The 14076-nt window shown below is 61.4% G+C and carries 13 protein-coding genes and 1 riboswitch; of the genes, 6 read left to right on the top strand and 7 right to left on the bottom strand.

The features are described 5' to 3' along the window. On the top strand, window positions 1-795 hold the full coding sequence (locus Q4T40_12920) for a dipeptide/oligopeptide/nickel ABC transporter ATP-binding protein (protein MDT8902151.1): 795 nt from the start codon (window positions 1-3) through the stop codon (window positions 793-795). Here Q4T40_12920 and Q4T40_12925 read toward each other — a convergent pair. The 4 genes from Q4T40_12925 to Q4T40_12940 all read right to left on the bottom strand — a co-directional run bounded on the left by Q4T40_12925 (window position 786) and on the right by Q4T40_12940 (window position 4855). After that, a complete protein-coding gene (locus tag Q4T40_12925; GenBank protein MDT8902152.1) occupies window positions 786-2069 on the bottom strand; it encodes an EAL domain-containing protein in 1284 nt (427 codons plus the stop codon). The genes Q4T40_12920 and Q4T40_12925 overlap by 10 nt on opposite strands. Window positions 2070-2108: 39 nt before the next feature. Continuing rightward, window positions 2109-2852, bottom strand: a complete 744-nt coding sequence (locus Q4T40_12930; GenBank protein MDT8902153.1) for a zinc dependent phospholipase C family protein — start codon at window positions 2850-2852, stop codon at window positions 2109-2111. A gap of 32 nt (window positions 2853-2884) precedes the next feature. Then, a complete protein-coding gene (locus Q4T40_12935; protein MDT8902154.1) occupies window positions 2885-4003 on the bottom strand; it encodes a glycosyltransferase in 1119 nt (372 codons plus the stop codon). 162 nt (window positions 4004-4165) lie between these two features. Beyond that, the gene (locus tag Q4T40_12940) at window positions 4166-4855 is read right to left on the bottom strand and encodes a response regulator transcription factor (GenBank protein MDT8902155.1); all 690 of its coding nucleotides are present in this window, start codon (window positions 4853-4855) and stop codon (window positions 4166-4168) included. A gap of 205 nt (window positions 4856-5060) precedes the next feature. Between Q4T40_12940 and Q4T40_12945 the strand changes: the two genes are divergently transcribed. The 3 genes from Q4T40_12945 (at window position 5061) to Q4T40_12955 (ending at window position 8861) form a co-directional block, all read left to right on the top strand. Beyond that, window positions 5061-7130 carry a methyl-accepting chemotaxis protein gene (locus Q4T40_12945; protein MDT8902156.1) on the top strand — a complete coding sequence of 690 codons (2070 nt, stop codon included), beginning with the start codon at window positions 5061-5063 and terminating at the stop codon, window positions 7128-7130. 109 nt (window positions 7131-7239) lie between these two features. Continuing rightward, a complete protein-coding gene (locus Q4T40_12950; GenBank protein MDT8902157.1) occupies window positions 7240-8313 on the top strand; it encodes a GGDEF domain-containing protein in 1074 nt (357 codons plus the stop codon). A 71-nt stretch (window positions 8314-8384) separates the two neighbouring features. Next, entirely contained in the window at window positions 8385-8861 is a 477-nt protein-coding gene (locus tag Q4T40_12955; protein ID MDT8902158.1) for a histidine phosphatase family protein, read from the top strand. An 89-nt stretch (window positions 8862-8950) separates the two neighbouring features. On the opposite strand, the gene Q4T40_12960 is transcribed toward Q4T40_12955, so the two are convergent. Further along, window positions 8951-10129, bottom strand: coding sequence for a TAT (twin-arginine translocation) pathway signal sequence (locus tag Q4T40_12960; protein MDT8902159.1), 1179 nt, complete (start codon window positions 10127-10129; stop codon window positions 8951-8953). Between the two features lie 260 nt (window positions 10130-10389). After that, window positions 10390-10512, top strand: a riboswitch (molybdenum cofactor riboswitch). Window positions 10513-10657: 145 nt separating this feature from the next. Between Q4T40_12960 and Q4T40_12965 the strand changes: the two genes are divergently transcribed. Then, window positions 10658-10960 (top strand): hypothetical protein, encoded by a 303-nt coding sequence (locus Q4T40_12965; GenBank protein ID MDT8902160.1) that lies wholly within the window; start codon window positions 10658-10660, stop codon window positions 10958-10960. A gap of 46 nt (window positions 10961-11006) precedes the next feature. After that, window positions 11007-12620 carry a hypothetical protein gene (locus Q4T40_12970; GenBank protein MDT8902161.1) on the top strand — a complete coding sequence of 538 codons (1614 nt, stop codon included), beginning with the start codon at window positions 11007-11009 and terminating at the stop codon, window positions 12618-12620. A 63-nt stretch (window positions 12621-12683) separates the two neighbouring features. Here the strand turns inward: Q4T40_12970 and Q4T40_12975 are convergent, their stop codons facing one another. Together Q4T40_12975 and modB are read right to left on the bottom strand one after the other, a co-directional pair. After that, window positions 12684-13376, bottom strand: coding sequence for an ATP-binding cassette domain-containing protein (locus Q4T40_12975; protein MDT8902162.1), 693 nt, complete (start codon window positions 13374-13376; stop codon window positions 12684-12686). Next, on the bottom strand, window positions 13376-14062 hold the full coding sequence (gene modB, locus Q4T40_12980) for a molybdate ABC transporter permease subunit (GenBank protein MDT8902163.1): 687 nt from the start codon (window positions 14060-14062) through the stop codon (window positions 13376-13378). Before modB ends, Q4T40_12975 begins: the two co-directional genes overlap by 1 nt. Window positions 14063-14076: the final 14 nt, after the last annotated feature.

Below are 14076 nucleotides of genomic sequence, written 5' to 3' on the forward strand. Positions count from 1 at the left end.
TTGACTGAGCCCATTATCAGGATAACCGAAGTTACGAAGAGTTTCCCGCGCCACCATCAGCCGCCCCACATTGTGCTGAACCGGGTTTCGTTCGCGGTCGGCGCAGGGGAGATAATCGGCCTTATCGGCGAGAGCGGCAGCGGCAAATCGACGCTGGCGAGGATAATCGCCGGGCTGACGGCGCCGGACGGCGGCGCCGTCGATTGGCCGGGCGACCGTGATGACGGAGGACTGCGGGCCCAGATGATTTTTCAGAACCCGTACGCCTCGCTGTACCGGGGCATGACCGTCCGCGAGCTCGTCGCCGAGCCGCTGGTCATCCAAAACAAAAAGGCCGCCGACCGCGGCGAGGCGGTGCGGCAGGCGCTGCGGCAGGTGGTGCTGCCTGACGATGACGGGTTTCTCGGCCGCTATCCCCAGCAGCTGAGCGGCGGGCAGCGCCAGCGGGTCGCCATCGCCAGGGCCCTCGCGGGCAGACCGCGCCTGCTCGTCGCCGACGAGCCGACGTCGATGCTTGATGTCCCGGTGCAGAAGGAAATAACCGATCTGTTGTTGGCGCTTAACCGCCAAACACGCCTGTCCATTCTGTTCATAACCCACGATCTGGCGCTCGCCGCCTATGCCTGCAGCCGCCTGGTCGTGCTGGCGCAGGGAAAGGTGGCCGAAGAAGGCGAAACCGCCGCTGTCGTCAGCCGCCCGCGAAGCCCGGAAACCGCCGGGCTGCTTGAAAACGCCCGCCGGCTGCACGATGGCTGCCTACGGCTCCTCACCGACGTAACCGCCTCTCACCCTTGACCGTTTTCCATCATGACCATTTTTTCCAGGAGCAGTTTCACGGGAACTGCTCCATAATATTTTCCTTCCCGCTCGACGAGAATGTGATCGTAAACGTTGTTTTCCGCCCGGGCCAGGGCGCGTTCGGCGACGACGCCCAGCGGCGTGGCGTGGCCGACGACCAACGGCTGCCGGTTCATGAGCAGGCGGACCGGTCTGTTCATATACAGGGCTTTCCCGTAGTTGCCAGCCAGCCTGGCGAAGAGGTCGTTTTTCATCACCAGGCCTACGGGCACCCCTCCGTCAACCACCGGCAAGCCCTGGATCTGCGGGCTGCCGGCGAAATAGTCGAGCACCCGGCCCACCTGCATCCCGGGGGCGATAGCGGGCCCCTGCGGCACGATTTCGCCTACGGGGACGGCGCGGGGGTTACGTCGGCGATCGCCGGTATTGCCCCGGTAAATGCCGGCGATTGTTTCCCGGATGCCGGGCGCGATGTCGACGAACGCGAACGCCGGTTTTTGAAGGAAGAAGCCCTGGCCGTAAGGGATGCCGATCGCGATGAGAGCGGCGAGTTCGTCCCGGGTTTCGATGCCTTCGGCGATTATCTGGCTGCCGGTCATTGCCGAGATGTCACGAAGCGCCTTCATCATCGCCTGTTTGAGGCCGTCCTTGTCGATGTCGCGCACCAGGTCCATGTCGACCTTAATGAAGTGCGGGCGGGTCTGGGCGAGCGTTTTTAGGCCGGAGTAGCCGGCCCCGGTATCGTCGATGGCTATTCTGTAGCCCTGGCTCTTATAGTTTTCGAGGATGCGGCAGAAGCTTCTGTAGTCGCTGATCGCCGTCTTCTCGGTGATTTCGAAGATTATGTTGCCGGTCTCGGCGCAGTAGTTTTGCAGCAGCTCCCTGGTGAGCCCCTTTTGAAAGCGGTGATCGTCGATGATTTTCGGGTCGACGTTGATGAACAGCATTTTCGAGGCGACGATGTCTTTCGCTTTTTCCAGGGCTTTGGTCCGACACAGGTACTCCAGTTCCCAGATGAGGTCGCCTTCGGCGGCGGCGGAAAAAAGGGCGTCGGGGCGTTCGAGCATCGAGCCTCGCGGTCCGCGGCTCAGGGCCTCGTAACCGATAACGCTGCCGTCGGTGAGGGAGACGATCGGCTGAAAGACCGTCGTTACCGCCTGCTGACCGATTATTTTTTTTAATTCTTTTACGGCCTCGGTGTCGGTTTCACGCCGGCCGGTCCGCCCGAAAAACCCGGGCAGCCTGCCTTTGGCCATGGCAAGGATAGTCAAGATATACCTCCGAAGATGACTGAGTAGTGTGTTGCGATGTCAGGCGACCGCCTTGCGTGCGGCTACGGCGGTCGTCATGTCGATGCCTGCCTTGACAGCCTCGTTTGCGAAGTGCCACATCAGTCCGGCGGTGGTTCGCTGGGCGAGCGGCAACAGGATTTCCGTGGTCTTGTGATAGGCGGTCTCGTCTTCTTCCCGTTTCACGGAATCGAAGAAGTCGGCGGCGATCACGGCGTTGGCGACCAGCAGCGAGCAGGCCGGGTGGTCTTCGCCGTAGACGCCGCGGGTATTTACCGCGTAACGGTCGAAGCGTTTCTCGACCCAGGTTTCGTATTGCTTGTGGCCGTCGAGCATTTTGGCGCGGGCGTGATGGGGCACGCACAGGTCCTGCACCAGATGGGCGGCCGCGCCGAGCAGGAAGGCGGCCCTGCGCGGGTCCGCCCGCCGCAGGGAGAGCAAGGCCGTCCGGTAATAGGCGGCAAATTGCTGCCGCGCGTTGGCGAAATGCCACAGACCCTTGCCCGAGGTGGGCTCGAAGTAGTGATGGATGTTCTTCCAGCCCTGATCCGCCCAGTATACGCCGCAGTCGAGTTCCTGCCCGAATAGCTGGAGAAACTCCGCGTAGCGGGTAAACCCGTCGCCGCGCAGAATCTGCAGCGCCTGGCGGTTGCAGAATCCGTGGGTGATTCCGGGGCGGTCGAGCATACCCTGCAAAGGGGATACGGCGGCCAGCAGCAGGCGCAGGCATACTTCCGACGCGGTGGCTTTCCCGGTTGTTTTCATGTTTCCTCCTTGTCGTGTCCGAATGCTTGTCATTAACCCGCGGGGTTGGCGCGCCGCGCGATAAGACACCCGCCGATCGTGGCGGCGATTTCCGCCGCGGCGTTCGGACGGCCCAGCACCAGCGCCCGCGACCTCATCCCCGCCAGCAGCTCCGGCTTGGCGAGCATCCGCGTAACGCTCAGGCTAAGACTGGCTGCGTCGTCGGCTTTCACGGCCACCCCCTGGCGGACGAGATAGGCGGCGTTCTCCTCCTCCTGGCCGGGCAGGGAACCGTAAAGCAGCAGCGGCGTGCCGGTGGCGAGCGCCTCGCTGCAGGTCAGCGCCCCCGGCTTGGTAATCAGCAGGGTGGCGCCGGCCATGAGTTCGTGCACTCTGTCGGTGAAGCCGAGCACCGCGATGTTATGCGGGGACTGTTCGGCGACGGCTGTTATCCGCCGCCGGAGGGCGTCGTTTCCACCCGCCACTACGGTGATGCTGAGCGGTCCGCCGACGGCGGCGAGGTTGGTGACCGCCTCTTCCACCGCGCCGAGCCCCAGGCCGCCGCCCATGACGAGGATGGACGGCTCCTCCCCGGTCCCGCGGCGGGGCGGTTGGGTCGCGAAGCCGGCGGCCACGGGGATGCCGGTGGCGTAAATGCGTTCACCGTTTATGCCGAGCGCTGCCAGCGAGGCTTTCATTTCCCGGCTGGCGACGAAGTACCGGTCGATTTCCCGGTGAACCCACAGGCGGTGGACGGCGAAATCGGTAAGCACGGCCGCCGTCGGCAGCTGGAGCTGCCGGCTGCCGCGCAGCGAGGCCGCCGCGCAGCAGGGAAACGGATGGGTGAAGACGACGATGCCGGGACGATGTTCCTCAAGCAGGCGGAGCAGTTTATTCCTCATAAGAAGGGCTGTCAGGCTGCCGAGGTTTGCGCCCGGGACGGGCGACTGCGACCAGCGGTAGAGGTGATCGTAGGCATTGGGGAAGACGCCGAGCATCTTGAGGTAGGCGTCCTTGATTACACGGCTGGCCGTATCGCGGTCGTCGAGGAAATCGGCCACCGTCGCCTGCGAAACGTGGCGTCCGCCAAGCAACGCGGAGCGAACCGCCTCGGCCGCCCGCGTGTGGCCCGAACCGATCGAGGCGGTGATTATCAGCGCTTTTGCTTCCACGATAGCGGTGCCCTCCCTTCATTTACCCCGCTTTTATTGTAGCAGCGGATAATTACCGGGTTGTTAAGGCCAGTTTAAGGCTGTGTTAATTTTTTGCGGCTTTTCTTTTTTTCGACAAATGCAAATAAATGAGGACCGCGGCGCCGACCCCGCGGTCCTCATTTATTTGCGCAGCCGATAGCCCACGCCGCGCACCGTTTCGATCGCCTCCGCCAGCTCGGGGTCGACGGACAGCTTCAGGCGCAGGTGGCGGATGTGGACGTCCACCGTCCGGGTATCGCCGGCGTATTCGTATCCCCATACCTTTTCCAGCAGCAGTTCGCGGGTGTAGGCCTTGCCCGGGTCGGCGACAAAGCACTTGAGCAGTTCGAATTCCTTCGGGGTAAGTTCGAGCTTGGCGCTAAGGATGAAGGCTTCATACCGGACAAGGTTCATCCGCAGGTTGCCGAACGTCAATTCGTCCGACTGCTGGGGGTCCTTGTAGCCGCGGCGCAGCACCGCCTTGATCCTCGCGATCAGCTCGCGGGGGCTGAACGGCTTGGTGACGTAGTCGTCGGCGCCCATCTCCAGTCCGAGGATGGTGTCCACCTCCTCGATCTTGGCGGTAAGCATTATGACGGCAATGCCGGATAATTCCGGCCTAGATTTCATTATCCGGCATACTTCCAGCCCGTCTTTGCCCGGGATCATTATGTCAAGCACGACCAAATCGGGGCGTTCTTTATTGATTATCTCCAGGCAGGATATGCCGTCTTCCGCCTCGATGACGGTAAACCCTTCCCGCTCAAGATTGAATCTGACCAGTTGACGAATGTTCGGTTCGTCGTCGACGATGAGAACCTTGCCTGCCATTCTCCGGCCTCCCTTCAGCTCGTCCGCGGCGCGATCGCCCGCGGCTTTTTTTACTTTGTTCAATTGTCGCCGCGCGTTATCCTGCGCCGGCGACCAGCCGAGTATTAAGATATGGTTAAGGGTTGGTTAAGCTTTGGGAAACCGCCTTCCGACCGCAGGGAAATCGTGGTACCATCGAACCAAAAAACGAGTGAGAGGTCGTAATATGCGCATATCAGGTCTGTCCCAGTTAAGCCGCCGCGGGCGGGAGATGCTCGCCGGGCGATTGCGGTGCCCGGGCGGCGACGCGGGCGGAAAGGACGATCTCGCCCGCGGTTTTTCATCCCTGACCGTGCGGGCGGCCGTTTTTATCGTCGCCACCTGCACCATCCCGCTGCTCATCCTGGGGTGGTATTTTTCCCATCAGACCGAACAAAGTCTCACGGCGGCGGCCGTCGACCGCAACAGCAAGGTGGCCGAGCGGGTCGCCAGCGACATCGGCCTGTACGTCCAGACCAGGAAGAATTTCCTGACTGCTACCAGCGGCAAGGGCGAGCTCCGCTCGATGGATCCGGAAGCCGCCGCCCGGTTTCTCGTCCAGGTACAGCCTTACTACGGAGGCAACGACGCGCTGTTCGTGGCCGACCGGAGCGGCAGGCAGATCTGCCGCACCGATGGCTCCCGGCCGGTCAGCGTCGGCGACCGCGATTACTTTCGCGCCGCCCTTGGCGGGGCGGTCAGCTTTTCCGATCCTGTTTTCAGCAAGGTAACCAACCAGTTGACCATCCTCGGGGCCGCCCCCATCTACCGCGACAAAGCGGTGGTCGGGGTCCTCGGGGCCAATCTGTCGATCGCGAACCTGCAAACAAGGGTGGAGACGATCCTGGCGCAAAACCCGGGATATGCCATCGTTCTCCTCGACAAGCGCCGCATCCCGCTATACAACCAGCACAATCCGTCGTCGGTGGAAAACCAGGAGCCGTTGTCTGAGGAAATTTACGTCGAGGCCGCCCAAAAAAAGACGGGCGACCTGATTGGGACCTTGCGGAACCAGGAATATCTCGCTTCCTATCGGGCGGTGGACAATACCGACTGGGTCGTGGTGTCTCTTTTCCCTAAGGACAAAGCCCTGGAAACGATCGGCGCCGCCGTTCGCCACGGCGCCCGGGTGGCTGTGGTGCTGATCGCGGTTTTCGTGGTAACCGGCCTGGTGGTCACCCGCCGGGCGCTGGCCCCGCTCAAAGAGCTTGAGAAGGGGACCCGCCTCGTCGCCGGCGGCGACCTGGGCGTAACGGTGAACGTCCGGCGGGGCGACGAGTTGGGCAATGTGGCCACGGCGTTCAATTCGATGACAGCCGGCTTGCGGGAGCTGGGCGACGCGATGAAGACATCGTCGGCACACATTTTCTCCACCGCCGCCAGCGTCACGGAGGCGGCCGGGCAGGCGAACCAATCCTTCCAGCAGGTCTCCCAGTCCATCCAGGATGTGGCGGAGCGAATAACCTTGCAAAGCGACGATACCGGCAAGACGGAGACGCTGCTCGACGAGCTGCGGACCATCAGCGTAAACGTTTCCGGCCACTCCCGCGAAATGGCGGCCGCCACCCGCGAATGCTCGTCGGTCGCCGGCGAAGGCCAGGCGGTTGTCGACGAAGCGATCGCCCATATGCGGCAGATAAAAACGACGGCGGAAAGCACCGTCGCCAACATTTCGTCGTTGGGGGCCAGTACCAGGGAAATCAACCGCATCACCGACATCATCACCTCGATAACCAAACAAACCCAGCTTCTGGCGCTGAACGCCTCGATCGAGGCCGCCCGGGCCGGCGATGCGGGCCGCGGGTTTGCCGTGGTGGCCGGCGAGGTGCAGAAGCTGGCCGAACAATCGGGCGAGGCCGTGAAAAACATCGCGGCCCTCGTCAACGACGTCCAGGCGAAGACGACGGAGGCCACCGCCGTAATCCAGCACAGCATGGAATTCATCGAGCGGAGCGTGGACATCAACGAGCGACTGGGCGCCGCCTTCGGCCATATCGTCGCCGCTATCGGCAAAACCCGGGCCGAGGCGGACGAGATCACCGCCGCGTCCGAACAGCAGCTTGCCTGCTGCCGCCAGGCTTTCGACGCGGTCGCCGGCATTGCCGGATCGACGGCCGAGAACAGCACCACCATTCATGAACTGGCGGCAGTCAGCGAGGAACAGGCGGCGGCGATCCAGAACATCTTCTTCTCGGTGGAGCATCTGAAATCGCTTGCCCGCGACCTTGACGGCGTGGCGCAAAAGTTCAGGGCTTAAAAGGCTGTCCAAACGTTAAGAAGTCTTAACAAAACTTTAACAGCGCCGGGGGGATGTTTGCATTATAATAAACTTGAAAGCGCGAAAAAAAGAGAGTGAAGTGGAGCCTGTGAATAGTTCGCCAGGCTGTCGAAAACCTCAGGAGCACGGACAGTTCCGTCCTGCTGTGCCAGCGGCTGCCGTTCCGGCCGGCCTGCCGGATTACGGCGAAGCAACGATCGGCGATATCGCCAAACAAAGCCCCGCGGTGGACGGGCAGTTGATCGTGGCCGAAACGCGAGCACTCTTCCCCGATGGCAATCTCCAAGGCATCGTTGTCGTCGAAGAGGGCAAGCCGGTCGGCCTGGTGATGAAAAACGAGCTTTATTACCGCCTTGGCAGTCAGTACGGCGTGCCGCTGTATTATAAACGGCCGATCAGGAGGCTGATGGATGCTCATCCCCTGGTCGTCGACTACGGCCTGTCGCTGGAAACCGTTTCCCGCCAGGCTATGGCCCGCGAGGAGGCCAAGCTGTACGACCTTATCATCGTGACGAGGGAAGGCCGTTACTGGGGCACGGTCTCGATCATCGACCTTCTCCGACATATCACCGACCGGCAGATACGCTGCGCCGCCAACGCCAACCCTCTCACCGGCCTGCCCGGCAATCTCGTCATCGAGGAGCGGCTGAAAAGCCTGGTCCGCGGTGACAAACCTTTCGCGGTCCTGTACATCGATCTCGACAATTTCAAGGCTTTTAACGACCGCTATGGATTCGAACAGGGCGACCGCGCCCTGCTCCTGACGAGCGACATCCTCAGCCAGGCGATCGTCGCCTGCGACGATTCGGGCGGAGATTTCCTCGGCCACATCGGCGGCGACGATTTCATCATCATCAGCCGGCCGGAAAAAGCGGAACCTCTCTGCCAGTCTGTCATCACCCGCTTCGATCGCGAGTTTCGCCGCCTCTATGCGCCCGACGACCTCGCCCGGGGTTATATAACCGTGCTCAACCGCAAGGGGCAGGAGGAAAACTATCCGCTGACGACCGTGTCGATCGCGGTTGTCGACAATTTGGAGCGGCAATTTACGAATTATCTCGAAATCGGCGAAATCGCCGCCCAGCTCAAGAGGCGGGCCAAGGCCATCGAAGGCTCGGTATACCTGACCGATCGCCGCAAACAGCCGCCAGACAAAAATTAACAATAAATTAACAATCCGCCGCCAGGAAATTCCCCGCCGACAGCCAACGGTCTGTATAGGAGGAATATTCTATGTATATTATTCTCTTTCACACCGGCGAAGCGGAAGAAAAACAAACCAAGCAGGGCGAAACCCGGGCAGTATTGACAAAGAACGGCGAGAAGGCGGTGGTCGACGCCGCCCAGGGACTTGACCGGATCATCCCCCGGAAAATCAAAACCCAGGTTTGGTCGAGCATGCTGCCCGCGGCGTCCCAGACGGCCGAGCTGGTCGCCGAGGAGTTGGGCGTCAAGCGCCGTTTTCTGAAAACCCTCGACACCGACGATCTGTCCACCCTGCTGGCGATGGCCTTCGAACACTGCACCGACGACTGCCTCATATTCGTCAGCCGTCAGCCCTATCTGGGCGACTGGTCCCGAAAACTGGCAGGTCTGAAGCTGCCTTTCGGCGAGGCTTCGGCCGCCGGCTTCACCGTCGATCAGGAAGCGCCCGCCCAAAACGAGCTTCTGTGGTTCATTCAACCCAGGATATTGAAGCGTATCGGCTAACTACAGGAAAAAGCCGTCCCCGTTAACGGGGGCGGCTTTTTTGGTCTTCTCCAAGGAAGGGGGTTCCCAATTTAGCCACTGCCGAATTGTCAGTCCGCGCTCGTCTCCGCCGGCTCGACCAGGCTATGGACAGCCGCGCGCAGGCCTTCGGGCCCACCCACGACGTAGGTCTGGTAAAGGGCGATCATCGTCGCCTGGGAAAAAATGTAGTTGCGGAAGGTGTTGAAACGGCCGTTTTTGAGATCAGCGGCCCCCATGCCGTAATCGGCCACGGCCAGTACTTCCAACAGGCCGATGGTCCATCGGGCGGCAGGGACGCTGAAAGTCCAGTCATGATCGCCAAGATAGGTGACGAACGGTTCGATCCGGCGCGGCGGGGCGATCTTGCCGCCGCACGCGGCGAGCAGGCCGGCGGCGACCGGGTCTTGGCCGGCGATGGCTGCCGCCGCCTTTATATAGCCGACCAGCCGCGCCTCGTCGGCCGGGCTGCCGGCGTTGTCGTGGGCGCTGGCCTGGGCGATGAGCACCTCTGGCGGCAGGCCCCGGTAAATCGTTTCGGCGAGGCTGAGGATATGGTGAGCGCCTGTGCCGGCGATCTGACACTCTGGCAGCGTCGCGCCGTCCTCCTGCCATTGCAGGACCCACGGCTTGTGCAGGTCGTGCAGCAACTGGGCCGCCAGCACGACATCGCGGTCGAGCAGCACGCCGTAGGTATCGTGATATCCTTGGCATAAACTCAGCGAGGATTTGACGTTCAGGGCAGTATGGACGACCAGGCCGCCGGGGTAGGCGTGATGGCTGTCGTAAGTGCTGCCGGAAGCCGCAGAGAATTGCTGGGACGGCTCGTCGCAGCGGGCGAGCGGCGGCAAGAGCTGCTCGGCCGTCACCGCGGCTTTCAGGAGTCCTGTGCCAACTAATTCCCGCCGCAGGCCTTCTTTGTCCGCCTCTGTCTGATACGCGGCCATAAAGGTGGGGGCAGGATCGAGAACAATCCCTTTCACCATTTCTCTCAGGCCCGGGTCGGCGATATCGCCGGCCGCCGCGAGGAGAAATTCGTAGCCCGCCCGTACTACAGCCGACCGTTCGGCCATTGCCCCCGGGGCGAGGCTAAGGCACTCTTCTATGGATATCCGTCCGGCCGCATCGCCGGGAGCGGCGCCAAAAGTTAGGCCGGGGACTTGCGTCAGGGCAGCCGCACCGGAGGCGCAGGCCGACAGGCGAAGAAACGCGCGCCTGGAAAGTTCCTTGTCCGCGAACAGATTATCCATCTTTCACCTCGCGCTACTTTTTAATTTCATTGTACCAGGACACCTGTCCAGGTATGTTACGGCACGGTTAACCGTTTGTTAAAGTTTGGTTAAATCCTCCGGCCGCTGCGGCGGGACATCGCCGCTGACGTGAACAAAATTGAACTAACATTAGCTATTGCATTTGTAGGCATTTAAATATTATAATGTTATTAAGCTGGTTTATGTTGGTTTATTTTATAACGAAACACCCTCTCTCCCGACCTCTAGACCCTCCAAAATAATAAGTTTTGCTCCTTAGCCGGCCTACCTAAACCTTAACCAGGCATGGTGTCCGGCCGATCGGTATAGCGGGAAACGGCTATGCTTCCCTACCCTTGGAAAGGAGCAATGTTTCCGGCGGTGCATTTACTTGCGCCTATTTTCGCTTACCCGGCCGGATGTATTGCCAAGCCTTTCCGATTTTAGACAGGCTTGGCATATTTTATTTTCCCGTCCGCGGCGGCCGGTTATGCCGCCGGCGATTATAAGACGCGAGGAGGAACTGCGATGATTTGGACCGAGGACGAAAGAGCCGATCACCTGCTGGCCAACCGCGAATATATGGAAAGGGCTTTGCGGGAAGCGGTTATGGTCACCCGGAACGCCATCCGCGAAATCAGCATGGCGAGGGATGGGTATCTGTTCGAGGAATACGTCCGGTTCCTCGATTCCCTGACCGGCGATCTGACAAGGTTGACCGGACTTCTGCTGGCTATCGAGACGGAAAAAAAGCCGCTGATAAGGTACCGGGGCCGGCACGACTACGCGCGCGAGGTTCCGCCGCCGGCCGCAAAACGGGCAAATCCCTGAGCCGCTCCGCAAGCGGAAAAATCGCTACCGAAATGAGGCTTGCACCATGAATATCGCCGACTTCACCCTCGAAATAGGGACGCTAACGACGGATACCATCCCGCCGTTCGTGCAACTCGCCGCCGATACCGCCGCCGCTTACAAAGAGATAGACGCGCTTTACGCCGCGCAAAGCGCCCGCTGTCACGCCAAGGCGGCGCGATCGCCGTATCGCGGCCACCCGGCGTTCACCCGCGGCGGCATCGACCGGGAAATATACGCGCATAAGTATCTCGGCCTCGTGCTCGCGGCCATCGAGGAGGGGCCGGATTCGCCCTTGTTCGCGCGCGTGTTCGGGGTGATGGCCAGGCGGTGGGCCGGCCTTCACCGCTACATAACCAACAGCCCCGAGGTGTTTCTGGACGATGTCGTCGATTCAAAATACCATTCCCCCGCGGCGCGGCAGGCGGGCGACAATCTGCTCGCCGGCGCGGCCGGACACTATTTCGACTGCTTCGTCAACGTGTACCCCGTTCTCGACCAGCCCCGCCAGGCGGCTCTCAGGTTCGCCCTGTTCGCCGCCTGCGCCCTAGGGAAAGCGGTAAACGTGAGAAACCGCGATATACTGGCGGAGATAGAGCTTTTAAGCGACCAAGCGCCCGTCACGGCAAGTTTCCGGGATATAAGCCGAAGACTGGGCACGCCCGAGTTCAAAAAGGTGACGCGGAATCTCAAGAACGCGATCTTCCAGCAGGCCCGTCCCGACGCCCGGCTTCTCTGGCGCAACGATCGGTTTATCGAGGGCTTGGCGCACTGCGGCGCGTATCTGTCGGCGGAGGAAGGGGTTTCGCTGCTCAGCCGCGATTTTCTGGCCGCTCCGAAAGAGCGGGACATCGAGCTTCTTTGCCGCCTTTATTTCATAAAGACGACGGCGGACCTGTTCCGTTTCGGGCCATTTTTGCAGTCCAGGGAAGAGGTTGAGAAGGAGTGCGCCGAGTTCGTGATGTTCGGCCTGGTTTGGCTTGGCCTGGTGCGGGAATACAAGAAAACCAGACGATATTACTCGTCCCGCAACGCCGACTATCTTCGCGCCGAGCTGAAGGCCCTGGAGGAAAAACTCGCCGCCAGCGAGGAGAGTCTGCGCATAGCGAACGACGCGCTGGCGGCCAAAGACCGCCTGCTGGCGCTGAAAGACCGGCAGGCAAGCGAGCTGGCCCGCCAGCACAGACGGGAAACATACGCTTTGACAAAGGAGATCGCGCGCCTGAAAGGCGAGGCGGCCCGCGACGCCCGGCTTAAAGCGCTGGCAGCGCCTGCCGGGGCAGCGACCCCGGCGGCCGCCGATGCGCCGGAGCCGCCGGTCGCGGTGCCAGATACTCCGAACGACCTGAGGAAGCTCAAAAGCGTTCGGGCGGTCGTAATCGGCGGCACCGAGAAATGGCAGGCGAAGCTCAGCAACCATCTGCCCCATTTCGTGTATTTATACGGCGATACCACCGGCTTCGACGAGGCGCTGGTCATCAACGCCGATATCGTGTTCGCCGACACCCGGTTCAAGTTCAGCCACGGCTGCTTTTACCGGCTGGCCGATATCGTGCGCCGCCACAACAAAAAACTCGTTTTTCTGTCCAGGACCAACACCGCGCTTGCCGTCCACCAGATGGCCGCGGCGGTGGACTGACGCCGACCGCGCTGCGGAACGCGAACGCCCCCGGGAAAGGTTTTTTCCCGGGGGCGTTCGCGTTTATGTTTTCGCCATTGCGGCCACTTCTTTTGTCACGGCAGGCGATGCGGCCATTGCCCCGCCGGTCTGCCGGCCCTTGTCGAGAAACAGTATCTGATGGCCGAGGTCCTTCGCCTCGTCCGGGTCGTGGGTAACCAGGACGAAAGGGATGTTCCACAGCTCCTGCATCCTTTTGAGCTCCGCCCGCAATTCCAGGCGGGTGGCACTGTCGAGCGAGGAAAGCGGTTCGTCCAGCAGGAGGATTTTGGGCTCGGCCATCAGCGCCCGCGCCAGAGCCACCCGCTGCTTTTCGCCGCCAGATAGCTGACCGATGTAGCGGTCGCCGAGATGTCCGATCTTGAGCAGTTCCACCAGCCGGTCGTACATTTCGGCCGCGGCCTGGTTATGTTTTTTAACCCCGTACCAGATATTCCTTTTCACGTTCATATGGGGAAAAAGGGCGAATTCCTGGAACATATAGCCGATGTTCCGCTCCCGGGGCGGCACGAACGTGTTGGCCGCGCCGGAGTAAAACACCCGCCCGTCGTAAACGATGCTGCCTTCGTCCGGCCTCACGAGGCCGGCAATCGAACGCAGCACGGTGGTTTTGCCGCTGCCCGAAGGGCCGAACAGGACGAGAACGTTGCGCTCGACGGAAAATTTGACTTCGAGGGTGAAATCAGGGAGCCTTTTCTTGATATCAACCGCCAGCATCACGACACCACCTTGGCCGAGAACGGCTTCGCCTTTGCCCGCGCCCAGCTGTTGAGCCAAAAAATGAGCGAGAAGGTGATGACGCTGATTATCACCACATACAGCCCGGCCTGGGTCAGGTCGTTGGATTCGGCGGCGAAATATATCGCCAGCGGAATGGTCTGGGTCTTGCCGGGAATGTTGCCCGCCACCATGATGGTCGCGCCGAATTCACCCAAAGCGCGGGAGAAGGACAGGATCAGTCCGGCCACGAGACCGGGCCAGGCGAGCGGCAGGGTCACCGTCCAGAACACACGCCATTCGCCGGCGCCGAGCGTCCGCGCCGCATCCTCGAGATTGGTTTCGACGGCGAGGAAGGCGGCTTTGGCGCTCTGATACATCAGCGGGAACGCGACCACCGTCCCGGCCAGGATGGCGGCATACGGGGTGAAGATGATCTGGGTGTGAAGATATTCGTCCAGCAGGCGGCCCACCGGCCCCTGTTTGCCGATGATCACGAGCAGCAAAAAGCCGGTAACCACCGGCGGCAGCACCAACGGCATGGTAAAGAGAGCCTCCGCCGCCGCCTTGCCGGGGAAATCGCGGTTCCGCATCAGGTAAGCGGCCAGAACGCCGAATATGGCTACGAATACCATCGAGCAGAGAGCTACTTTTATTGACAGGATGACCGGCTGCCATTCGACCACGAGGTTCACCCCAC

The sequence above is a fragment of the Selenomonadales bacterium 4137-cl genome, from assembly GCA_032334055.1.
Taxonomy (GTDB): domain Bacteria; phylum Bacillota; class Negativicutes; order Sporomusales; family UBA7701; genus Anaeroselena; species Anaeroselena agilis.

Coding starts and splice junctions, on each gene's coding strand:
- Q4T40_12930 (MDT8902153.1), bottom strand. CDS start 2,852: ATGAAAACAACCGGGAAAGCCACCGCGTCGGAAGTATGCCTGCGCCTG.
- Q4T40_12940 (MDT8902155.1), bottom strand. CDS start 4,855: ATGGCAGGCAAGGTTCTCATCGTCGACGACGAACCGAACATTCGTCAA.
- Q4T40_12945 (MDT8902156.1), top strand. CDS start 5,061: ATGCGCATATCAGGTCTGTCCCAGTTAAGCCGCCGCGGGCGGGAGATG.
- Q4T40_12955 (MDT8902158.1), top strand. CDS start 8,385: ATGTATATTATTCTCTTTCACACCGGCGAAGCGGAAGAAAAACAAACC.
- Q4T40_12960 (MDT8902159.1), bottom strand. CDS start 10,129: ATGGATAATCTGTTCGCGGACAAGGAACTTTCCAGGCGCGCGTTTCTT.
- Q4T40_12965 (MDT8902160.1), top strand. CDS start 10,658: ATGATTTGGACCGAGGACGAAAGAGCCGATCACCTGCTGGCCAACCGC.
- Q4T40_12970 (MDT8902161.1), top strand. CDS start 11,007: ATGAATATCGCCGACTTCACCCTCGAAATAGGGACGCTAACGACGGAT.
- Q4T40_12975 (MDT8902162.1), bottom strand. CDS start 13,376: ATGCTGGCGGTTGATATCAAGAAAAGGCTCCCTGATTTCACCCTCGAA.